20 protein-coding genes are annotated in these 20,916 nt (G+C 71.8%); 12 read left to right on the top strand and 8 right to left on the bottom strand.

Features of this window, described 5'->3' with window-relative positions:
* Positions 1 to 92: 92 nt before the first annotated feature.
* Together cobA and FXO23_RS04340 are read left to right on the top strand one after the other, a co-directional pair.
* Positions 93 to 1,199, top strand: coding sequence for a uroporphyrinogen-III C-methyltransferase (gene cobA / locus FXO23_RS04345; protein WP_158881017.1), 1,107 nt, complete (start codon positions 93 to 95; stop codon positions 1,197 to 1,199).
* Entirely contained in the window at positions 1,192 to 2,541 is a 1,350-nt protein-coding gene (locus tag FXO23_RS04340) for a cobyrinic acid a,c-diamide synthase CobB (RefSeq protein WP_158881015.1), read from the top strand. The genes cobA and FXO23_RS04340 overlap by 8 nt, the downstream gene beginning before the upstream one ends.
* On the opposite strand, the gene FXO23_RS04335 is transcribed toward FXO23_RS04340, so the two are convergent.
* Positions 2,528 to 3,103, bottom strand: a complete 576-nt coding sequence (locus FXO23_RS04335; RefSeq protein ID WP_158881013.1) for an HhH-GPD-type base excision DNA repair protein — start codon at positions 3,101 to 3,103, stop codon at positions 2,528 to 2,530. The genes FXO23_RS04340 and FXO23_RS04335 overlap by 14 nt on opposite strands.
* Before the next feature lie 17 nt (positions 3,104 to 3,120).
* Positions 3,121 to 3,738, bottom strand: a complete 618-nt coding sequence (locus FXO23_RS04330; protein WP_246256899.1) for a class I SAM-dependent methyltransferase — start codon at positions 3,736 to 3,738, stop codon at positions 3,121 to 3,123.
* A 102-nt stretch (positions 3,739 to 3,840) separates the two neighbouring features.
* Here FXO23_RS04330 and FXO23_RS04325 point away from each other — a divergent pair, with 102 nt between their 5' ends.
* The 4 genes from FXO23_RS04325 (at position 3,841) to FXO23_RS04310 (ending at position 9,891) form a co-directional block, all read left to right on the top strand.
* On the top strand, positions 3,841 to 4,218 hold the full coding sequence (locus FXO23_RS04325; protein WP_158881011.1) for a hypothetical protein: 378 nt from the start codon (positions 3,841 to 3,843) through the stop codon (positions 4,216 to 4,218).
* A 71-nt stretch (positions 4,219 to 4,289) separates the two neighbouring features.
* Positions 4,290 to 5,477, top strand: a complete 1,188-nt coding sequence (locus FXO23_RS04320; protein WP_246256897.1) for a phospholipase D-like domain-containing protein — start codon at positions 4,290 to 4,292, stop codon at positions 5,475 to 5,477.
* Between the two features lie 73 nt (positions 5,478 to 5,550).
* Positions 5,551 to 8,490: an ATP-binding protein gene (locus FXO23_RS04315; RefSeq protein ID WP_158881009.1), complete on the top strand. Its 2,940-nt coding sequence runs from the start codon at positions 5,551 to 5,553 to the stop codon at positions 8,488 to 8,490.
* Positions 8,491 to 8,775: 285 nt separating this feature from the next.
* On the top strand, positions 8,776 to 9,891 hold the full coding sequence (locus tag FXO23_RS04310; RefSeq protein WP_158881007.1) for a peptidoglycan-binding protein: 1,116 nt from the start codon (positions 8,776 to 8,778) through the stop codon (positions 9,889 to 9,891).
* 7 nt (positions 9,892 to 9,898) lie between these two features.
* On the opposite strand, the gene FXO23_RS04305 is transcribed toward FXO23_RS04310, so the two are convergent.
* From FXO23_RS04305 to FXO23_RS04285, 5 genes are all read right to left on the bottom strand, one after another.
* Entirely contained in the window at positions 9,899 to 11,917 is a 2,019-nt protein-coding gene (locus FXO23_RS04305) for a bifunctional MFS transporter/dTMP kinase (RefSeq protein WP_158881005.1), read from the bottom strand.
* Between the two features lie 100 nt (positions 11,918 to 12,017).
* The gene (locus FXO23_RS04300) at positions 12,018 to 12,455 is read right to left on the bottom strand and encodes a DUF6196 family protein (RefSeq protein WP_158881003.1); all 438 of its coding nucleotides are present in this window, start codon (positions 12,453 to 12,455) and stop codon (positions 12,018 to 12,020) included.
* A gap of 33 nt (positions 12,456 to 12,488) precedes the next feature.
* Positions 12,489 to 13,916 carry a pyridoxal phosphate-dependent decarboxylase family protein gene (locus tag FXO23_RS04295; RefSeq protein WP_158881001.1) on the bottom strand — a complete coding sequence of 476 codons (1,428 nt, stop codon included), beginning with the start codon at positions 13,914 to 13,916 and terminating at the stop codon, positions 12,489 to 12,491.
* A gap of 73 nt (positions 13,917 to 13,989) precedes the next feature.
* Positions 13,990 to 14,310 (bottom strand): type II toxin-antitoxin system PemK/MazF family toxin, encoded by a 321-nt coding sequence (locus tag FXO23_RS04290; protein WP_158880999.1) that lies wholly within the window; start codon positions 14,308 to 14,310, stop codon positions 13,990 to 13,992.
* Positions 14,300 to 14,533 carry a ribbon-helix-helix protein, CopG family gene (locus tag FXO23_RS04285; protein ID WP_158880997.1) on the bottom strand — a complete coding sequence of 78 codons (234 nt, stop codon included), beginning with the start codon at positions 14,531 to 14,533 and terminating at the stop codon, positions 14,300 to 14,302. Before FXO23_RS04285 ends, FXO23_RS04290 begins: the two co-directional genes overlap by 11 nt.
* Positions 14,534 to 14,732: 199 nt before the next feature.
* Here FXO23_RS04285 and FXO23_RS04280 point away from each other — a divergent pair, with 199 nt between their 5' ends.
* The gene (locus tag FXO23_RS04280) at positions 14,733 to 15,956 is read left to right on the top strand and encodes an NADP-dependent isocitrate dehydrogenase (RefSeq protein WP_158880995.1); all 1,224 of its coding nucleotides are present in this window, start codon (positions 14,733 to 14,735) and stop codon (positions 15,954 to 15,956) included.
* Positions 15,957 to 16,003: 47 nt separating this feature from the next.
* Here FXO23_RS04280 and FXO23_RS04275 read toward each other — a convergent pair whose 3' ends face one another.
* Positions 16,004 to 16,267, bottom strand: a complete 264-nt coding sequence (locus FXO23_RS04275; protein ID WP_158880993.1) for a hypothetical protein — start codon at positions 16,265 to 16,267, stop codon at positions 16,004 to 16,006.
* Positions 16,268 to 16,560: 293 nt separating this feature from the next.
* On the opposite strand from FXO23_RS04275, the gene FXO23_RS04270 reads away from it, so the two are divergent.
* The 5 genes from FXO23_RS04270 (at position 16,561) to FXO23_RS04250 (ending at position 20,916) form a co-directional block, all read left to right on the top strand.
* On the top strand, positions 16,561 to 17,175 hold the full coding sequence (locus FXO23_RS04270) for a helix-turn-helix domain-containing protein (protein ID WP_158880991.1): 615 nt from the start codon (positions 16,561 to 16,563) through the stop codon (positions 17,173 to 17,175).
* Between the two features lie 63 nt (positions 17,176 to 17,238).
* Positions 17,239 to 18,411 (top strand): NAD(P)/FAD-dependent oxidoreductase, encoded by a 1,173-nt coding sequence (locus FXO23_RS04265; RefSeq protein WP_158881578.1) that lies wholly within the window; start codon positions 17,239 to 17,241, stop codon positions 18,409 to 18,411.
* On the top strand, positions 18,408 to 18,665 hold the full coding sequence (locus FXO23_RS04260) for a (2Fe-2S)-binding protein (protein WP_158880989.1): 258 nt from the start codon (positions 18,408 to 18,410) through the stop codon (positions 18,663 to 18,665). The genes FXO23_RS04265 and FXO23_RS04260 overlap by 4 nt, the downstream gene beginning before the upstream one ends.
* On the top strand, positions 18,662 to 19,996 hold the full coding sequence (locus FXO23_RS04255) for an FAD/NAD(P)-dependent oxidoreductase (RefSeq protein WP_158880987.1): 1,335 nt from the start codon (positions 18,662 to 18,664) through the stop codon (positions 19,994 to 19,996). Before FXO23_RS04260 ends, FXO23_RS04255 begins: the two co-directional genes overlap by 4 nt.
* Positions 19,993 to 20,916, top strand: a complete 924-nt coding sequence (locus tag FXO23_RS04250; RefSeq protein ID WP_158880985.1) for a dihydrodipicolinate synthase family protein — start codon at positions 19,993 to 19,995, stop codon at positions 20,914 to 20,916. Before FXO23_RS04255 ends, FXO23_RS04250 begins: the two co-directional genes overlap by 4 nt.

Raw genomic sequence — 20,916 nt, 5'->3', positions numbered from 1 at the left:
ACCGAAGAAGGTTGCCTGACCGGCTCGGATGCGGGACGCTGGCGATCCCGGATCGAGTTCACCGCCGGGCACTGAGGCGAAAGTGGGGGAGTGTGACTGGGCTGAATGGCGTACCTGGCCTGCTGACCGGCCGCCGGGTGGCCGTTTTCGGTGGTGGCGCGCGGGTTCTGCGGGAACTGGCGCGGCTGCTCGCGGCGGAGGCGGCGATCACCGTGGTGGCGCCGGAGGTCTGCCCGACCGTGGAGGCCCTCGCCACCTCCGGGCGGATCCGTTGGGAGCCAAGGGAATGGCGGGAGACGGACCTGGACGAGGTGTGGTTCGCGTTCGCGCTGCTGCCGGATCCGGCGGCCAACGCGGCGATCGCGGAAGCCGCCGAACGGCGGCGCGTGTTCTGCTCGGCGTGCTGGCCCGAGGCTTCCGCACCCCCGGCGGAACGGCCCGCCGCGGGCGTGGCGCTGGTCGGGGCCGGTCCGGGCGATCCGGATCTCATCACGGTCCGCGGGCGGCGGCTGCTCGCGGCCGCGGACGTGGTGGTCATCGACCGGCTGGCGCCGCTGGAACTGCTCGCCGAACTCGGCGACCAGGTCGAGATCGTGGACGCGGCGAAGATCCCGTACGGCCGCGCGGCGGCGCAGCAGTACCTCAACGAGGTGCTGGTGGACCGCGCGCGGGCGGGCAAGTTCGTGGTGCGGCTCAAGGGCGGCGATCCGTACGTCTTCGGCCGCGGGTTCGAGGAGGTCGCCGCGTGCGCGCGGGCCGGGCTGCGGGTGACCGTGGTGCCCGGGGTCAGCAGCGCGCTGGCGGTGCCCGCGCTGGCCGGGGTCCCGGTGACGCACCGGCGGATGACCCACGAGCTGACGATCGTGTCCGGGCACCTGGCGCCGAGCCATCCGGACAGCCTGGTCGACTGGGCGGCGCTGGCGCGGCTGCGCGGCACGCTGGTGGTGCTGATGGGGGTCACGCACATCGCCGAGACCGCGGACGTCCTGATGCGCGGCGGCAAGGATCCGGCCACCCCGGCGCTGGTGGTGCAGGAGGGCGCGACCCCGTCCCAGCGGACGCTGCGGTCGACGCTGGCGAGCCTGGCCGCCGACTGCGCCGAACGGCGGATCGTCCCGCCCGCGGTGTTCGTCATCGGCGAGGTGGCCGGGTTGAGCGAAACCGAGGGCGTCGCGGTGGCCGTGGGCGCCGATGGTTGACCGGGTCGTGATCGCGGCCCCGGCTTCGGGGAGCGGCAAGACGACCGTGGCCACCGGGCTGATGGCCGCCCTGCGCGCGCGGGGCCGGGTGGTCGCGCCGTTCAAGGTGGGGCCGGACTACATCGACCCCGGCTACCACACGCTCGCCGCCGGGCGGCCCGGCCGGAACCTGGATCCGGTGCTGGTCGGCGAGGAGCGGATCGCGCCGCTGTTCGCGCACGGGGCCGCGGGCGCCGACATCGCCGTGGTCGAGGGCGTGATGGGCATGTTCGACGGCCGCAGCGCCGACGCGGACTTCGGGTCGACCGCGCATCTGGCGAAACTGCTGGACGCGCCGGTCGTGCTGGTGGTGGACGCCTGGGGGCAGGCCCGCAGCATCGCGGCGGTGCTGCACGGGTTCCGGGGTTTCGACCCCGAGGTCCGGCTGGCCGGGGTGATCGCCAACCGGATCGGGTCACCCGCGCACGCGCGCCTGCTGGACGAGGCGTGCGCCCAGGCCGGGCTGCCCCTGCTCGGCGCGTTGCCGCGCGCCGGGCTCGTCTCGCTGCCGTCCCGGCACCTGGGCCTGGTCACCGCCGCCGAACACGGGCCGGAGGCGACCGGGGCGATCGACGCGATGCACTCGCTGATCGCCGAGCACGTCGACCTGGACGCCGTCCTCGGCCTCGCGGCGAGCGCCCCCGAGTTGACCGTGCGGCCGTGGAACCCGGTTGAGGAGGTCACGCTCGTTTCGGGGGAGCCGGTGGTGGCCGTCGCCGGGGGCCCGGCGTTCACCTTCGGCTACGCGGAGCATTCGGAACTGCTGGCCGCCGCCGGCGCGCGGGTCGCGGTGTTCGATCCCCTGCGCGACGAGTCCCTCCCACCGGGCACCCGGGGCGTGGTGCTGCCCGGCGGTTTCCCGGAACAGCACGCGGAAGCCTTGTCCGCGAACGTTTCCCTGCGTTCTTCGATTGCCGAGTTCGCGCGGTCCGGGGGCGCGGTGCACGCCGAATGCGGCGGCCTGCTGTACCTGGTGCGCAGCCTCGACGGCCGCCCGATGTGCGGGGTGCTGGACGCGGACGCGGAAATGTCGGGCACGCTGCGGCTGGACTACCGCGACGCGGTCGCCGCCACCGGTTCGGTCCTCGGCCCCGAAGGCGCCCGGCGCACCGGGCACGAGTTCCACAACACCGTGGTCACCCCGGCCTGCGGTGCCACCCCCGCCTGGTGGTGGCGCGGCGACGGCGGTCGCGAGGGCGAGGGTTTCGTGGTCGACGGCGTGCACGCGTCCTACCTGCACACCCACCCGGCCGGAAACCCGGACCTGGTCGAAGCCTTCGTGCGCGCGCTCAACCCTGCTTAGCGGCGGCCTTGGCGGCTTTCTTGAAGTCGCGGACCTCCTGCAGGGTGTCCTTGTCGGTCACGTCGGCGATCGACCGGCGGGACCCCTCCTCGCCGTAGGCCCCGGCCGCCTCGCGCCAGCCCTCGGGCTGGACGCCGCGTTGCTTTCCGAGCAACGCGAGGAAGATCCGGGCTTTCTGGTCGCCGTAGCCGGGCAACGCCTTGAGGCGTTTCAGGACCTCGTTGCCGTCCGGCTTGCCCGCCTTCCAGATCTTGTCGGTCTTGCCGTCGTAGTGCTCGACGATGTGCTGGGCGAGCGCGTGCACGCGCCGGGCCATGGAGCCGCCGTAGCGGTGGATCGCCGGAGGGGTCACGCACAGCTCGACGAACTCGTCGAGATCGGCTTCGGCGATCTTGCGGACGTCGAAGCCGTCCATGCGGTCGGCGATCTTCCGGGGGCCGATGAACGCGACCTCCATCGCGATCTGCTGATCGAGCAGCATCCCCGTCAGCAGGGCGAAGGGGTCCTTGCTGAGCAACTTGTCGGCTTCGGCGTCGCCGGTCAGGTGCAGTGCTTTGGGCATGACGCCATCTTCGCACGTCACGGGGCGGTGGCGTGGACGAGGAAGGCGGTGCGGGGGTGGTCGCCGGGGGTTTTCAGGAGGGTGGCGGTGGCGTTCGTGAAGCCCGCGTTCGTCGCGGTCGCGGCCGCCTCGGTGGTGTCCGCCGGGATCGTCAGGTCGCGGGCGACCAGATCGGCGAACGCGCCGGACGGGGCGAAAGTGGCCGCGTTCGGCAGGGTGTAGGCCGCCCGGCCGCCGGGGCGCAGGACGCGCAACCAGTCCGCCAGCGCGGCGGTGCCCAGGAAGTGCAGCGAGGAGGCGCACAGCACGACGTCCGCGCTCGCGGGTTCGACGGGTGCGGGGACCGCCGGGGCGACCTGCCAGGCGATCACCCCGCCCGGATCGTGTTCGGCGGCCCGGGCGACCGCGCGGTCGATCATCGCCGGTGCGATGTCGACGGCGACGACCCGCCGGGCGTTCAGGTGCCGCACCGCCGCGAACGCCGCGGCCCCGGTGCCGGTGGCGACATCGAGCACCAGTTCCGGGGAAGGCACCCCGTTCAGTCCGGTGACGAGCCGGTCGGCGACGAAGTGGTGGAACCCGTCCTCGTCGTAGCGTTCGGCCGTTCGGTCGAAAAAGTATGCGGCGTTGGTCACCCGCGAAATTGTAGTGATCGTGGAAGGATTGGCGGTGCCGCCTTATCCGGGTGGCTTTGAAAAGGGGGTTTCGACTTCGTCGCGGAGCCGGGCGCGTTTCCGGTGACGGACCGCGGCGGTCACTGGGAAGCTTCCGACGCGGAAGTGGACATCTGGGAGTACGGGAACGTCGTCAAAATGGACGGTTCCCGTGACGGCGGCCGGGACTACGTCCGGGTGGAGCTGAACGCGGCGGGACGCGTGCCGCTGCGGCCCGGTGTCTACCGCGATGCGCGCAACCGCGAGACGCATCCGGACAGTCCGGGGGTGCTGGTCGTCTCCAACGGCCTCGGCTGCGGGGACGCCTACGCCGAGTTCACCATCGAGTGGATCGAACGGAACGCCGAAAACCGGCTCACCGCGCTGGAGGCGAGCTTCGAACAGCGCTGCACCAGCCCGACCGGCCCGGCGCTGCGCGGTTCGATCCGTTTCCAGGCTTGACAGTTTTGGGTTTTCGTTGGCAGGCAACGAACCCTGGCCGTAGACGGCGCTCATGTGGTTGTCTGGTAAGGGTGACCAGACGATTGTTCCGCAGACTCACGATTCTGGCCGCCACCGCCGCGGTGGCGAGTTCGGCGTTCACGCCCGCGCTCGCCGCCGAGCCGGTGGCGGCGGTCGCCATGGAAACGGTGTTCAACGAACCCGCGGACAACGGCGACCGCGACCACCGCATCGAGGCCCGCCTGGTGCGGCTGGTCGACGGCGCCCCGGCCGGGTCCGAGATCAACTTCTCGGTCTACACGTGGACGCGGACGCCGGTGGCCGAAGCCGTCAAACGCGCGCAGGCGCGCGGGGTGCGCGTGCGCATCGCGATCGACGGCGGCGCGGACGACGATCCGGCCAACGAGCCGACCAAGATCCTGAAGGGCGCGAACCTCACCAAGCTGGTGTTCTGCGGACCCGGTGGCGACAACACCGCGTGCATCGCCAACCGCGGGAAACCCCATTCGATCAACCACGACAAGCTGTGGATGTTCTCCGAAACCGAGGGGCGCAAGGACGTCGTCGCGGTCGCCTCGCACAACCTGACGCATTCCCAGGGAAACCTGTTCAACCACGCGATCATCATGTCCGGGGACGCCGATCTCTACGGCTACTACCACCAGCACATGGATCGCATGCTGGGGCAGCGCAAGAACAACGACTACTTCAACTCCGGCGGGTACCACAAATCGCCGGACAGTTTGGTGACCTCGTACCTTTCGCCGCGTGCCGATTCCAGCGGCGGAACCTCGGAAGAGTTCGCCACGGACACCTACGCGCAGTTGCTGAAGTACATCACCAAGGCCGAACCCGGCTGCTCGCTGGACATCGCGCAGGCGAACATCGCGGACAGCCGCACGGTCGTGGTCGACCAGATCGTGCGGATCGCCCGGCTGGGCTGCCAGGTCCGGATCGTCTACGACGCGATGGGCCCGGACAACCTCGCGAAGCTCAAGGGCAAGCCGAACATCGCGCTCAAACGCTATCTGGACAACGACGCCGACAACATCGACGGCCGCAAGGTCAGCATCCACTCCAAGTACATGAGCTACCGCGGGCACTACAACGAGACTCCGGGCCGGTCGATCGTGTTCAGCGGTTCGCACAATCTTTCCGGCGCCGCGTTGCGGACCAATGACGAAATTCAGCAGTGGATTCGCCGACAATTTCGCGAAGATCTGGAGCCGGGCCAAGTGCACCCGTCCGAAGCCCGATGAGGGGCCTTGCCCGTGAGCTGAGTGAACCGCGTAAATCGGCCGGAGTCGCTTGCGCTCCGGCCGACAAGCCCCGATGCTGTGCTGCACAGAACGCGAACTCACGGCGGTGCACGTGCGGTACGGGATTCTCGGTTCCACGCTGGTGTCGGGGGCACCGGTCGGGCCACGGCAGGTCCGGACCGTGCTCGCGGCACTGCTGAGCATGCCGAACCAGCCGGTGACCACCGAGACGCTGGCCGGTGAACTGTGGTCCGGCACCCCGCCCGGGACCAGCGACGCGGTGCTCCAGGGCCGGGTCTCCACGCTGCGCAAACTGCTCCGGCCCGAGCTGCCCGCGCGCTCCCCGGACCACGTGGTCCGCACCCGGCACGGCTGCTACACCCTGGTTCTGTCCGAAGGCGAACTGGACGCGGCCGAGTTCCTCCGGCTGACCGACGCGGGCAAGCGCGCGGCCGCGCAGGGCGATCTGGGGGAGGCGAGCGAGCTGCTGCGCTCGGGCCTCGGGCTGTGGCGGGGAGCGGCCCTGCAGGACACCGGTCGCGGCCCGGTGCTCGCCGGTTACGCCGGAATGCTCGAGCAGCGGCGGCTGGCCGCGCTGGAACGTCGGTTCGAGGTGGACCTCGCGCTGGGCGAGGTCACCGAGGTGATCGGCGGCCTCACCGAACAGCTCAACCGGGACGCCACTGCGGAGAACTTCGCGGCCCTGCTGGTGGAGGCGCTCGTCGAGGCGGGCCGCAACCGGGAGGCCCGGGACGCGTTCGAGACCACGCGGGCCGCGCTCGAGGCGGCCGGGATCGCCCCGGGCGCCCGGCTGTGCCAGGCGCGGGACCGGATCCGGCCCGAGCTCACCGTCGCCGCCAGGTTCCCGCCCGCGGGACCCGCTCAGGTGCCCGCGCGGCTCGCCGATTTCACCGGCCGCGGTGACCTGCTCGAGCGCATGCACGCCGCGCTGACCGGGCCCGGGCCCCGGGTGGTCGCGCTCAGCGGTCCCGGCGGGATCGGCAAGAGCACCCTCGCGGTGCACGCGGCGCACCTCGTCCGGCGGGAGTTCGCCGACGGTCAGGTGGTGGCCGACCTCGCCGGGGAGCCCGGTCAGCCCGCCGAGGTGCTGCGCCGGTTCCTGCTCGCCCTCGGCGTGGCCGAGGAGTCGATCCCGCACGGTTTCGTCGAGCGCCAGCAGCTGTGGCGGACCCGCACCGCGGACGCCCGGGTGCTGGTGCTGCTCGACGACGCCCGCGGCGAGGCCCAGGTCCGGGCCCTGCTCCCGGCCGGCGCGGGCTGCGGCGTGCTGGTCACCTCGCGGCGGCGACTGCTGGGGCTCGCCGGGGCGCGGACCATCCCGGTCGAGGCGTTCGCCGAAGCCGAGGCCCGGCAGCTGCTGGCGGCGATCAGCGGGGCGGAGCGGCTGGCGGCCGAACCCGCGGCCGCGCGGCGGCTGCTCCGGCTGTGCGCGGGGCTGCCGCTCGCGGTGCGGATCGTCGGCGCGAAACTCGCCGCGCGCCCGCACGAGACCGTCGGCGAACTCGTGACGAGGATCGGCGAGGGCCGGTCCCGGCTGGCCGAACTCCGGGCCGGTGACCTCGACGTGCGCGCGACGATCGAGGTCAGCTACGCCGAATGCACCGACCAGACCCGGCAGGCCCTGCGGTTGCTGGGCGCGGTGCGGTTGCCCGCGATCTCCCGCACCGGAATGGCGCGGTTGCTCGACGTCCCCGCGCGGACGGGCGTCGAGGTCGCCGAAGCGCTGGTCGAGGCCCAGTTGCTGCAGGTGCGCGGGCGGGACGACTTCGGCGAGGTCCGGTACCAGCCGCACGAGCTGATCGCCGAGTTCGCCCGGGAGAAGGCCGAGCCCGAGGAGGCGAGACCGGCCCTGATCCGGATGCTCGACTTCTTCACCGGTGCCGCGACCGAGGCGCTGAGCCGCCCGGCGCTCTGGTGCACGGCCGAGGAGGACAACGTGCTCGCCGTTGTCGGGGGCGCGCTCCAACTGGGGTGGTGGGACCGCGCGTGGCGGCTGGCCGACGCGTTCGCCGAGGTCGCGCGGGTCCGGCCGGGCTCGGCGTCGGCGCGCAAGGTGACCGTGCTGGCCGCGTGGGCGGCCCGGCGCTCGGGTGACGCGCGGGCGGAGGCGACCAGCCTGCGGCGGCTGGGGGAGATGCGCTGGCAGCAGGCGCAGGTGGCCAGCGCGCTGCGTTACCTGAACGCGGCGGTGCGCCGGTTCCGCCTGCTCGGCGACGGTGACCAGCTGGCGCGGACCCTGATCACCGAATCCGATGTGCTCGCCGAAACCGGCCGGGCGGGCGAAGCGCGGCAGCGGCTGGCCCAGGCGCTCGAGATCGCCGCGGACGACCGGGTGCGGGCCGCCGCGCTGGACCAGCTGGGCGGCATCCTGCACGACGCGGGCGAGTTCGCCGAGGCCGAGGTCCGGTTCACCGAGGCCCTGCGGCTCTACCGCACCTCGGGCGACCGGCGCGGGGCGATCGTCGCCCGGAAACGCCTGGCCGACGTGCTGCGCCGGGCCGGCCGGTACGGGCGGGCGGCGGCGCTGCTGGCGGAGGCGCTGACCGGAGCCCGCGAAACCGGCGACGCCCACTGGGAGGCGCACGTGCTGCGCAGCCTCGGCGAAGTGCGGCGCTACACCGGCGAACTCGACGAGTCGCGGCGGAATCTGGAGCGTTCGCTGGAACTGTTCACCGAGCACGGCCACCGGCACGCCGCCGCCTATTCGCTGCGCAGCCTCGCCGACCTGCACGCCCAGCTTCGCGAATACGACCAGGCGGCGGCCGCGCTGGACCGTTGCCGGGAGGTCTTCGATGCGCTCGGCGACCGCCGGGGCCAGGCGTACGCCCTGCGCAGCCTGGGCGGGCTGTGCGTCCGTACCGGCCGCTGGGTCCAGGCGGAACACGCGCTCCGCGCCGCGCTGGACCTGTTCGACGCCCTGTCCATGCGCTGGTTCAGCCAGGACGTGGAGCACGCCCTGGCGCAGACCCGGAACTGGTCCAGCGCCAGCTGATTCGCCAACATTTCGCCAAATTCGCGGAGCCATTCCGTTCGACCCGAGTCGTTTTCGCTATTGGGCGCAGACAACGCCGGATGATTGCGGTAGGGATTGGCCATGCACTTCAGTGCCCGTCCGAGAACTCGCTCCGCGATCACGTCGACAGGGCGCTCCCTGGCGAGCCACGCTCGACTTCTTGCTGTGGGGCGCCCTGCCGCCGCGATAGCGGGGCCTCCGGCCGGCGAGTTCCCCGGAGCGAGTTCGCGGTCCACTCCAGTAATCAGCCGCTCTGTCGGGCGAATGTGCATTCCCGCGCTGCTGATCGTCCTCAGTGGACTGTTCGTCGGTGGCCGGGCCGCGGCGGCCGATCCGCCGACCGGCGAGCAGTTGAGCGGTGCCGTCCGGAGCTGCACCCAGCAGGTTTCGAACGGCAAGTACGCCGAGCGCAGTGGTGGTTCCCGCACGATTCCGGTCTGCGCCACCGGGAACGCCGTGCACTGGCGGTCCGGGATGACCGTCGACTGCGACGGGCAGCGCACCGAGAAGTGCAACGCCTCCACCGATCCGTCCTGGCAGAACCAGACCGCGTGGTCGCAGTCGGACGGGAAACCGCTGAACGCCGAGAAGTTGCCGTACATCGTGGTGCCCGGCATCAGTTCGACCTGGAGCTGCAGCCGGTCCGGGATCACCGGCGGCACCGTGGCCGCGGTGGTCTACCAGGGACGTGTCGCCTACGCGGTGGTGGGCGACGTGGGACCGAACGATGCGATCGGCGAAGGTTCCTACGCCCTGGCGAAGGCGCTCGGGATCAATCCCGATCCCCGCTCCGGCGGGGTGTCCGGCAAGGTCGTCGACTACATCGTCTTCCCCGGGGTCAAGGCCGCCCCGATCCAGGACAACGCGGACGCGGTGGCCAAGGGGCAGCGGGCCGCGGCGGATCTGGTCGCCGGGCTGCGCGGCTGCGGCGGGGTGCGGCTCGACTTCGCCGCCTACCCGCGGCTGGACGGCGGGGCCGCCGGGCCCGAGGTGAAGGCGGCGCAATGCCTGCTGCGGGCGGCCGGTCACGACACCGGGGCCGGTGATCCGAGCGGCACGTTCGACGCGGGGACCACGAGCGCCGCCAAGCAGTTCCAGGCGAAGATCGGGCTGCCGTCGACCGGGGTGGTGGACGCGCACACGTGGACCGCGTTGCTGTCGCGCGGCGCCACGCCGCAGGTCCAGGACGGTTCGTCCGGTGAGGCCGTGTCCCGGGTGCAGCGGGCGCTCAACGCGGCCGTCGGCGCGGCCCTGAACGTGGACGGCCAGTTCGGTCCGAAGACGACCGCGGCGGTCAAGAGCTACCAGGGCGCGCGGGGGCTCGGCGCGGACGGCATCGTGGGCGCCAACACGTGGAAGGCGTTGCAGAGCGGGAAATGACGAGCGCTCAGTTCCCCGCGAGGTCCGCCAGCGCGGCGCGCACGCCGGTCCGCACGCGCTCGGCCACCTCGTCCGCGGTGCCGTCGGCGTCCACCACGATATAGCGATCCGGATTCGCGACGGCCAGTTCGGCGAGCAGGCCGGGCACGGTCCACGAATCCCGGGGCTCGTTCCGCGGCGCCGATTCCCCGGCGGTGTCGAGCAGCACGGTGAGGTCGGGCCGCAGCACGCTGGTCGCCCAGTCGGCGAGGTCTTCGAGATCGCGCAGGTCCAGTCCCGCGGCGGCGGACCACTGCGCGAGCGGGGAATCCACGAACCGTTCCATCACCACGATCGCGCCGGAGTCCAGCGCCGGGCGGACGGCGCGCTCCACGGTCTCCGCCCGCACCGCCGCGGCGGCCAGCGCGCGGGCTCGCGCGCCGGAAAGCGTGCGGTTGGACAAGAGTCCGCGCCACCGCGGGTCGTCGAGCGCCGGATCGGCCGCGAGCACCACCTTGCGCGGCCCCGCGCTGAGCCATTCCGCGAGCCTGGTCGCCTGGCCCGCGGTGTCCACGGTCGTGGTGCCCTCGATCGCGATGAGCAGCCCGCTGGTGCGGGGCGGCCGGAGGGTGAGCACGCGGCGCAGATCGCTGAGGATCGGTTGCCCGCGCCGGGAATCCATCTGCCGGTAGGCGACCAGCCCGAGGACCGTCGCCAGCAGGGCGCCGCCGAGCAGCACCGGACGGCTGCCGTCGAAGGCGATCTCCTGCCCGCCCAGCCGGAGCACCGGCCGGTGCAGCCAGCCGACGAGCAGCGGCACCGCGATCGTCGCGAGGCCGAGGATCACCTTCAACAGCGACTGGTAGAGCGCGTTGATCCGTCCCCGGATCGCGTCGTCGACCCGGGTGCCGATGATCGTCACCCCGGTCAGGAACGCGCCGCCCGCTCCGGCGCCCACCGCCGCGACCGCGGGCAGCGCGACCGCGAGCACGGGGGCGATCGCCACCACCGCCAGCGCGGCGCCCGCGACGACGATCGCCAGGCCGAAGATCCGTTCGTGCGGCAACCGGCGCGCCAGTTTCGGCAGCAGGACCATGCCACCGGCCAGGCCGAGGAAGACCGCGACGAACAGCATGGCGAACGTCCCGTCGCCGCCGCCGAGGCTCACCGCGTACGGCAGGGCCGAACCGACGACCGCACCGGCGGCGGCGAAGGCCCCGGCCGCGCCGATCAGCAGCCCGCGGACCAGGGGAGTGCCCCGGACGAACCGCAGCCCGTCCCGCACCATGCCCCGCGCCCCCGCGCCGGGCTCGCGCACGGCGGCGGTCCCCGCGCCAGGCGCCGGATGCACGTCACGCAGCGAAAGCTCGGGGATCCGGGTGGCGACCAGGATCGCGCTGGCCAGGTAGAGCAGGCCGTTGACCACCACGATGATCTTGGCCAGTTCCAGGTCGGTGAACGGGACCGGCAGGTGCAGCGTGGTGTCCAGGCTGGTGATCAGCGCGTACAGGCCCGCGCCGGTGATCACCGCGACCCCGTAGGTCATCACCAGACCGAGCTGGTTCGCGGTCTCCACCTGATCGGGGCGGCGCAGCAGGTTCGGCACCGCGGCGTCCTTGGCCGGGATCCACATCGTGGAGCACAGGCCGACCAGGAAGTAGCCGAGGAACAGCCACAGCGGCGAACCGGCGAGCGCGATCGACAGCATCAGCCCGCACCGCAGCAGATCGCAGCCGATCATGATCTTCCGCCGGTCGAACCGGTCGGCCAGGATCCCGCCGAGGGGCGCGAAGAGCAGACCGGGTACCAGCTGGGTGAGCACGACCCCGCTGAAAGCGAAGGCCTGCACGGTGTAGCCCTGGCTGAGCTTGGTGATCAAGCCGACCAGGCCGAGGATCGCCAGCCAGTCGGCGATGCTGCACAGGTAGGTGACACCCCACAACCGCCGGAACGCGCGGATCGCGAGAACCCGGCGAGCCCGGTAGACCGTGGAAGCACCGGCCTTCTCCGGGGACCGTTCGGCCAGGCCCTTGTTGGGCGAGTTCATCGGCTCACCCCGGGGGTGGAGCCGGTGTGCGGTCGACTCTCTATTCCGTTCACCGGGACCGACCGTAGCCGATCGCTTACCGTCGCCTTCTCCGCGTCGGTCAGGATTCCCCGCGCAGCGCACGGATCACGCCGAGCACCTCGTCGCGCAGCGCGATCGGGAACCCGTTGTAATCGAAGACCCCGCCGCGCGCGGAGTTGTAGCCGCAGACCACGAACACCCCGGTGCCGAGTTCCGCCTTGAGGTGCCCGGCCAGCCAGCCGACGAACCCGCTGTTGTCGATCCCCGGCGGGAAGTGGAACGACACCAGCCCGAAGTACTCCACGCCCGGCTCCGGGACACCGGCCGGAACCAGGCTGCTCCAGGTGTTCTCGTCGCGCACCACCGCCAGCACCTCGGGCCCCAGCACGGGCGGCCGGTCGAGCGGTGTCTCCCGGAACCGCCAGCTTCCCTCGTGCACCACCAGTTCGGCGTCGGCGATGACCGAGCGCAGGCGGCGATCGGTCTGTTCCGGGGTTTCCACGCTGATGTTGACCATGTAACCAGCGTAGCCGTTACGGTGGATACGGCGTCACGCCGCGAGACGTGCGCCGAGTTCCCGGACGACCGACACCAGCAACTCGATGTCGTCCTCGGTGGTCCGCCAGTTGACGATCGCCGGGCGCAGCGCGGTCATCCCGCGGTACACCGTCGTCCCGGCATACACCCGGCCGTCCGCGAGCAACGCTTCCCCGAGCCGCCGGTTCAGCTCGTCCAGTTCGGGACCGGTCGCTCCCGGTTTTCGGTAGCGGAAGCACGTCACGCACAGCCGGACCGGTGCGAGCAGTTCCAGCTCCGGCGCCGCCTCGACCAGCTCACCGAGGCGCAGCGCCAGATCGTGGTGGCGTTCGACCATGGCCCGGTAACCCTGCCGGCCGTAGGCGCGCAGGGTCGCCCAGATCGGCAGCGCCCGGGCGCGCTGCGAGGAACCCGCGCTCAGGTTGTTGTAGTTGAGCCGGGTGTCCTCGGCCGACTGCAGGTACGGAGCGTTCCACGCGCCGAACGTCCGGCCCAGGACCGCCGGGTCGCGGACGAACGCGACCCCGCTGTCGTAGGGCACGTTGAGCCATTTGTGCCCGTCCGCCGCCACCGAGTCGGCCCGGTCGACGCCTCGCACCAGGTGCGCGGTCTGCGGCGACACCGCGGCGAACAGCCCGAACGTCCCGTCCACGTGCAGCCAGGCGCCGTGCCGTTCGGCGAGGTCGGCCAGCTCGTCGATCGGGTCGAAGTCGCCGGTGTTGACCTCGCCCGCGTTGCCGATGAGCACCGCGGGCCCGGCGAGCTCGGTCAGCGCGCGGTCCATCGCCGCGAGGTCGACCCGGCCCGCGTCGTCCCGGGCGAGGATCCGCGCGGTGTCCCGGCCACAGCCCAGCACCTGGAGCGCCTTGCTGCTGCTCGGGTGCAGGTAGCCCCCGGACAGCACGGGCATCGCCGGCAACCCCGCCAGCCCGTCGGCCGACACGTCGACGCCGTGGCGCTCGCCCCACCAGCTCCGGGCGGCGGCGAGCCCGGTCAGGTTGGCGTAGGTCGCGCTCGGGGTGAGCACGCCACCATGTGTCGCGGGCAGCCCGAACAGGTCCTTCAGCCAGCGCAGGGCGACGGTCTCCGCCTCGGCGGCCAGCGGTGAGGTCGCCCAGAGCCCGGCCACCTGGTCCAGCAGCGCCGTGACCCAGTCCGCGGCCTGGGCCGCCGGTGTCGAACCGCCCACGACGAAGTGGAAGAACCGCGGCCCCGACGAATGCGTCGCCGCGCCCGTGCCGATGCGCACCAGTTCCTCGATGGTCGCCGGTGAGCCCTCACCGTCCTCGGGCAGCTCACCACCGAGCCCGTCGAGCAGGCCCGCGGCGGCGGGGTCGTGAACCGGACGGCTGGTGAGCGTTTCCAGGTAGGGCCCAGCGGCGGCGGCCACCAGGTCCAGAGCCTCCGAAGCGCGGTCGCGTTCCCCCAGTGGATCAGCCATTCCGGGAGCAGATCACGATCGCGGCCCGGTGTCGAGCGGCCCGTTCCGGCGACTGATACGCGCGGAGTATCAGTCAGCCGAACAGGCCGAGGATCAGGCGAACCGCCTCGTCGACCTGGCGCTGCTCCTCGGTGCTCAGCCGACCGGCGTGGGGGCCGAACCGCTTCTCCGGGTCGACCGCCTGGAGCTGCTCGACGAGTACGCGGGTGGGTGTCCCGTCGAGGACGATTTCCGGCCGGTAGCTGGCGGGCCGGGCGCTCCGGGAGGTCGGCGCCGCGATCAGGGTGGACCCGAGCAGGGCGTCGGACTGCAGAACTACCGCATAGCGTGCTCCTTTCTGTTCGTGACCTTGGGCTTGGGAGTTGTCGCGCAACCGATAGACATCACCACGCATCGCCGGCGCCCATGGCGGACCGTGCCGCGCCGATCTCGGCGCGATCCTCCTCGTCGTGCAGCAGCGCGGCCGACTCGATGCGGACCTGCTCGAGCCGGTGGTGCTGCCAGGCGAGGTCGATGGCGTCGTGGATGACGGCGTTGCGACTGCGCCCGCCTTCTTCCAGTAAGGCGCTCAATTTGGCCTCCGCTTCGCTGTTGAGCCGGACGGTGAAGGTGGTCATGGGGTCGATGGTACTACATGTGGTGCGAGTTGCGCACCATCTTTGGTTCGAAAAGTGGTTCGGGGCGTCCGGCGAAGGGGGCCGCCTGTGTGGTGCGAGACTGAGGCCACTACCACTTTCGGCATTTCCCCGCATTTACCAGTACGCTTGTACCGCTACGAACAGACGCGAAGGATCCGCGAGAGGAGCACCGCTGCTCATGGCCAAGATCAAGGTCCAGGGCACCGTCGTCGAACTCGACGGCGATGAGATGACCCGCATCATCTGGCAGTTCATCAAGGACAAGTTGATCCATCCGTACCTGGACATCAACCTGGACTACTACGACCTGGGCATCGAGGAGCGGGACCGCACCGATGACCAGGTCACCGTCGACTCCGCGAACGCCATCAAGAAGCACGGCGTGGGCGTCAAGTGCGCCACCATCACGCCGGACGAGGCGCGCGTCGAGGAATTCGGCCTGAAGAAGATGTGGCTCTCGCCGAACGGCACGATCCGCAACATCCTCGGCGGTGTGATCTTCCGCGAGCCGATCGTCATCTCGAACATCCCGCGGCTGGTGCCCGGCTGGACCAAGCCGATCATCATCGGCCGGCACGCGCACGGCGACCAGTACAAGTCGACCAACTTCAAGGTCCCCGGCCCGGGCACGGTCACCATGACCTACACGCCGGAAGACGGCTCCGAGCCCATGGAGTTCGAGGTCGCCAAGTTCCCCGAGGGCGGCGGCGTCGCGATGGGCATGTACAACTACCGCCGCTCGATCGAGGACTTCGCGCGCGCCTCGCTGCAGTACGGGCTCGACCGCGGCATGCCGGTCTACATGTCCACCAAGAACACGATCCTCAAGGCCTACGACGGCATGTTCAAGGACGTGTTCCAGGAGATCTTCGACAACGAGTTCAAATCGGACTTCGACGCCAAGGGCCTGACCTACGAGCACCGGCTGATCGACGACATGGTCGCCGCCTCGCTCAAGTGGGAGGGCGGTTACGTCTGGGCCTGCAAGAACTACGACGGTGACGTGCAGTCCGACACGGTGGCGCAGGGCTTCGGCTCGCTGGGCCTGATGACCTCGGTGCTACGCACGCCGGACGGCAAGACCGTCGAGGCCGAGGCCGCGCACGGCACGGTCACCCGGCACTACCGCCAGCACCAGCAGGGCAAGCCGACCTCGACCAACCCGATCGCGTCGATCTTCGCCTGGACGCGCGGGCTCGAGCACCGCGGCAAGCTGGACTCCACGCCCGAGGTCGTCGACTTCGCGCACAAGCTGGAGCAGGTCGTCATCGAGAGCGTCGAGAGCGGCAAGATGACCAAGGACCTGGCGCTGCTGATCAGCAAGGACCAGCCGTACCAGACCACCGAGGAATTCCTCGCCACGCTGGACGAGAACCTGAGCAAGAAGGTCGCCCAGGGCTGACCCCCGCTCCCGGTACGGGTTCGTGCCCGTACCGGGAGGGGCGGCCGTCAGCCCTTGATGCAGCGGTAGTACCGGTCCATGGCTTCCTTGGCCAGCTTCTCGAAGTGGCGTGCCTTGGTGATTTCACCCAGGCGGCGGGCCTGGTCCGCCAGCTCCCGGTAGTTCTTCGCCTGCTCGAGGTAGGTCTCGCAGCCCCAGCCCGCCACGACCGGTGCGGCCCCGGTTTCGGCCTGGGCCACCGGGGTGGCGAGCCCGAACGCCCCGGCGGCGAGCAGTGTGAGCGCGCCGGACGCGAGTATCCGTCGAATCATTTTTCCTCCCTGTATCAGGTGCTGTCCCCGCCATTTCTGGCTCGCCGAAAGTAGCCGGGCGGCGTGTGGGTCCATCGCCGTTTTCCCGGCGGCGTAACAACTCGGTAAGAACCCGCGGGCGTCGCGCGATCCGCGGCCGCGAAACGGCGCGACCGGTGATCGCGGCGCCCGGGGTAGCCTCGCCTCGAGATAGGAAGGGACCTTCGCTCCGGCGAAACGGGAGCGAGGGACCTTTACTACGGTTGAACGGCAGCAAATCTCCCTTGCTGCCGGTGTGGCGCGGAGGAGGCCGGGTGGTCCGGGAACAAGCCGGTCAGGTGCTGGCGACGAACCTGCGGGCGCTGCGGGAACAGGCCGACCTTTCCCTTTCCGAACTCGCGCGCCGGTCCGGGATCGCCAAGGGCACGCTCTCCCAGTTGGAGTCCGGCACCGGCAACCCCACGATCGAGACAGTGTTCAGTTTGTCGAACGCTCTCGAGGTTCCCGTCTCGTCGCTGCTGACCGAGCGCACCGATCCGGACGTGGTGCTGGTCCGGTCCAGCGGGCTCGAGGTGCTCAGCAGCAACGCGGTCGACCTGCGCATGCTGCGCCGGATGGACGTCACCGACACCGTGTTCGAGCTGTACGACCAGCGGGTCCGGCCCGGCGAGGTGCAGCACTCCGAGGGGCACCCCGGCCGCGAGCACGTCGTCGTGACCTCGGGCCTGCTCCGGGTGGGTCCCCCTGACTCGCCGTTCGAACTGGGTCCCGGCGACTACGTCTGCTTCCCGGCCCGGCACCCGCACATCTACGAGACGGTCGGCGGACCGGTCGTCTCGGTGCTCCTGCTGGAATACCCGGCCGACGCGGGGCCGCCCACCCTCGGCGGTTCGTGTGCCCGGCCGGGCGCGGTTTCGCGCGAGGCTTGACCCCGGAGCGCTGGGCGACTTACCCTCCGAACGTTCAATGAAATGAACGGTGGTGAGGAAGCCATGGCGCACCCGGATGTGGTGGTGGCTGGTGCCGGGGTGATCGGCGCCGCGTGCGCCGAGGCGCTCAGCGCCGCCGGGCTGCGGGTCACCGTCCTCGACCGGGGCGCCCCCGCGAGCGGGACCACCGCCGCCGGGGAGGGCAACGTCCTGGTGTCGGACAAGGCACCCGGCCCCGAACTGGCCCTGGCCCAGGCTTCCCGGCGCCGCTGGCCGCACCTGCTCGCCGCGTTGCGCGAGGAACTCGGCCCCGAGGTGGCCGAGGCCGAATGGGATCCCAAGGGCGGGCTGGTCGTGGCGACCACCGGGGACGCCGTCGCGCCGCTGACCGAGTTCGCGGCCGGGCAACGCGCCGCCGGTGTGCGCGCCGAAGTCATCGGCACCGACGCGGCGGGCGAGCGGGAACCGTTGCTCACCAAGGAAATCACCGCCGCCGTGTACTACCCCGAGGATGCCCAGCTGCAACCGGTGCTCGCGGCCACCACGCTGCTGGCCGCGGTCCGCGCGCGTGGCGGCGAGATCCGCTCCGGCGTGCCCGCGTTCGGGGTCGAACGCGGCCCGGACGGGAAGGTCCGCGCGGTCCGCACCGGGGACGGGCCGCTGCCCTGCGCCGCCGTGGTGAACGCCTGCGGCCCCTGGGCGGGCGAGTTCGCGGCCGCGTGCGGCGCCCCGATCACCGTGCTGCCCCGGCGCGGGCTGGTCCTGGTCACCGCGCCGCTGCCGCCGGATTCCGTGCGGCACAAGGTGTACGACGCCGACTACGTGGGGGCGGTCGCCAGCGGCGACGCCGATCTGCAGACCTCGACCGTGGTCGAGGCGACGCGGGCGGGGACCGTCCTGATCGGATCGAGCCGCCAGCGGATCGGGTTCGACGAGACGATCCGCGCGCGCGTGCTGCGCGAGCTCGCGCAGAAGGCCACCGCGCTGTTCCCGGTGCTCGCCGCGGTTCCGGTGCTGCGCGCGTACGGCGGATTCCGGCCGTACGCGCCGGATCATCTGCCGGTGATCGGCGCGGATCCCCGCGTGCCGGGGCTCTGGCACGCGACCGGACACGAGGGCGCCGGGATCGGGCTCGCCGCGGCGACCGGGGAACTGCTCGCCGAGCTGTACACCGGGCGGGAGTCCACAGTGGACGCAAACCCGTTCCGGGTCGACCGGCCGGAGGTGCTCGCGTGAACGTGTACGTGGACGGCGAACCGATCGCCGCGCGGCCGGGCCAGACGGTGGCCGGAGTGCTGCTCGCCGCGGGCCGGAAGTCCTGGCGCACCACGCGGAACGGCGGCCGCCCGCGCGGGGTGTTCTGCGGGATCGGAGTGTGTTTCGACTGCCTGGTGGTGGTCAACGGGATTCCCGACGTGCGGGCCTGCCAGCGGCTGGTCGAGGACGGCGACGAGGTGCGCACCCAGCGCGGAGCGGAGTTGCCGTCATGATCGTCGTGGTGGGCGCCGGACCCGCCGGAATGGCCGCGGCGAGGACCGCCGCGCGAGCGGGGGCAGCGGTCGTCCTGATCGACTCCGCGCCCCGGGCCGGTGGCCAGTACCACCGCCAAAACCCTTGGGGCGCCGAGAAGTTCTCCTTCCCGGACAATGTCGTGCAGCTCGGCGAGACGGTCGTCTGGGCCTGCGAGCCGATCGAGGGCGGGCACCGGCTGCACCTGCGCACCGGACCGGCCGACGGCCCCGGGCGCCGGGCCACCTGCCTCGACGCGGCCGCGCTCGTGCTGGCCACCGGCGCCTACGATCGCGCGCTGCCGTTCCCCGGCTGGGACCTGCCCGGGGTGTACACCGCGGGCGCGGCGCAGGCGCTGGCCAAGGGGCAGGGCATCGCGGTCGGCGAACGGGTCCTGCTCGCCGGGACCGGGCCGTTCCTGCTGCCGGTGGCCGAGTCGCTGCTCGGTGCCGGTGCGCGGGTGCTCGGTGTGCTCGAGGCCAACGGCCCCGGCGCACGGTGGCTGGCCGAACCTTCCGCGCTCAAGGCCGGGTGGCGCAAGGCCGGTGAGCTGGCGGGGTACGCCCGCCTGCTGGCCCGCCACCGGGTGCCGTACCGCCCGCGCACCGCGGTAATCGCCGCGCACGGCCGCGAGCACGTCGAATCGGCCACCGTCGCGCGCCTCGACGCGGACTGGAACGTGGTGCCCGGCAGCGAAGAACGGGTCGTGGCCGACGCGGTGTGCGCGGGCTTCGGCTTCACCCCGCAACTGGAACTCGCCGTCTCCGCCCGGTGCGCGATCGAGCACGGTTGCGTCGCGGTGAACCTCGCGCAGGCGACCTCGACGTCCGGGGTGTTCGCGGCGGGGGAGATCACCGGCATCGGCGGCGCCGACCTCGCCGCGGCCGAGGGCGAGGTGGCCGGTGCCGCCGCCGCGCGTTTCCTCGGCGTGGCAACCGAAATCCCGCGCCGGGCACTGCGCCGGGTCCGGGCCGGGCGGCGGTTCGCCGACGGACTGGGCCGGGTGTACCCGATCCGGGACGGCTGGCGCGCCTGGCTGCGCGAGGACACCCTCGTCTGCCGGTGCGAGGAGGTCTCCTACGGCGAACTGACCGGCGCCCTCGCCCGGCGGGACGCGCTCGGCGTCCGCGCGCTGAAACTCGTCGGCCGCGCCGGGCTCGGCCCGTGCCAGGGCCGGATCTGCGGCGCCACGCTCGCCGAACTCACCCGGCTCCCGGAAGGCGCGGCCGCTTTCGCTCGCCGCCCGATCGCCGCGCCGCTCCGGCTCGGCGAGCTGGCCGAAACCGAAACCCCTTGGGAGGAAAAGGAATGACCCAGGAGAGGCTGGACGGGGTCGTCGTCGCCACCGCGCTGCCGTACGCCGAGGACGCGAGCGCCCCCGCCGGGTTGCGCGTCGACTTCGACCGGTACGCCGAGCACTGCCGCTGGCTGATCGACAACGGCTGCCGCGGCATCGGGCCGAACGGTTCGCTCGGCGAGTACTCCTCGCTCACCGACGACGAGCGGCGCCGCGTCGCCCGCACGGCGATCGAAGCCGTGGGCTCGGACGGCATCGTGGTGGTCGGCGTGCACGGGGTGGGCGCGCACCAGGCCCGCGCGTGGGCCGAACGGGCCGCCGAGGACGGCGCGCACGGCGTGCTCTGCCTGCCGCCGACGATGTACCGCGCGAACACCGCCGAGGTGCTGCACCACTACGAGCAGGTGGCGAGCGTCGGCGTGCCGGTGATGGTCTACAACAACCCGATCGACACCAAGGTCGACCTCACGCCCGAGGTGCTCGCGGAGATCGCGGGACTGGACAACGTGGTCGCGGTCAAGGAGTTCTCCGGCGACGTGCGGCGCGTGCTGGAAATCCGCGAGCGCGCGCCGGAGCTGACCGTGGTCGCCGGGGCCGACGACGTGGCGCTGGAGGCCATGCTGATGGGCGCCACCGGCTGGTTCGCGGGTTTCCCGAACGTGTTCCCGGCCGAGTCCGCGTATCTGTTTTCCTTGGCTCAGCAAGGGAAACTCGCCGAAGCGCGGGCACTGTACGAACCGCTGGTGGCCGCGTTCCGCTGGGATTCGCGGACCGAGTTCGTGCAGGCGATCAAGCGCGGAATGGAACTCGTCGGCCGGTTCGGCGGGCCCTGCCGCCCGCCGCGCGGCCCGTTGCCCGCGGACAAACTGGCCGCGCTCGACGCGGACATGCGGCGCGCGGTCGACTACCTGCGCACGCATCCGGTGGCGGCCTGA

Origin of the sequence: Amycolatopsis anabasis (genome assembly GCF_009765355.1) — a bacterium.
GTDB lineage: Bacteria > Actinomycetota > Actinomycetes > Mycobacteriales > Pseudonocardiaceae > Amycolatopsis > Amycolatopsis anabasis.
Note: the sequence above shows the minus strand (reverse complement) of the source record. Positions and strands in the feature narration are given on the sequence as shown.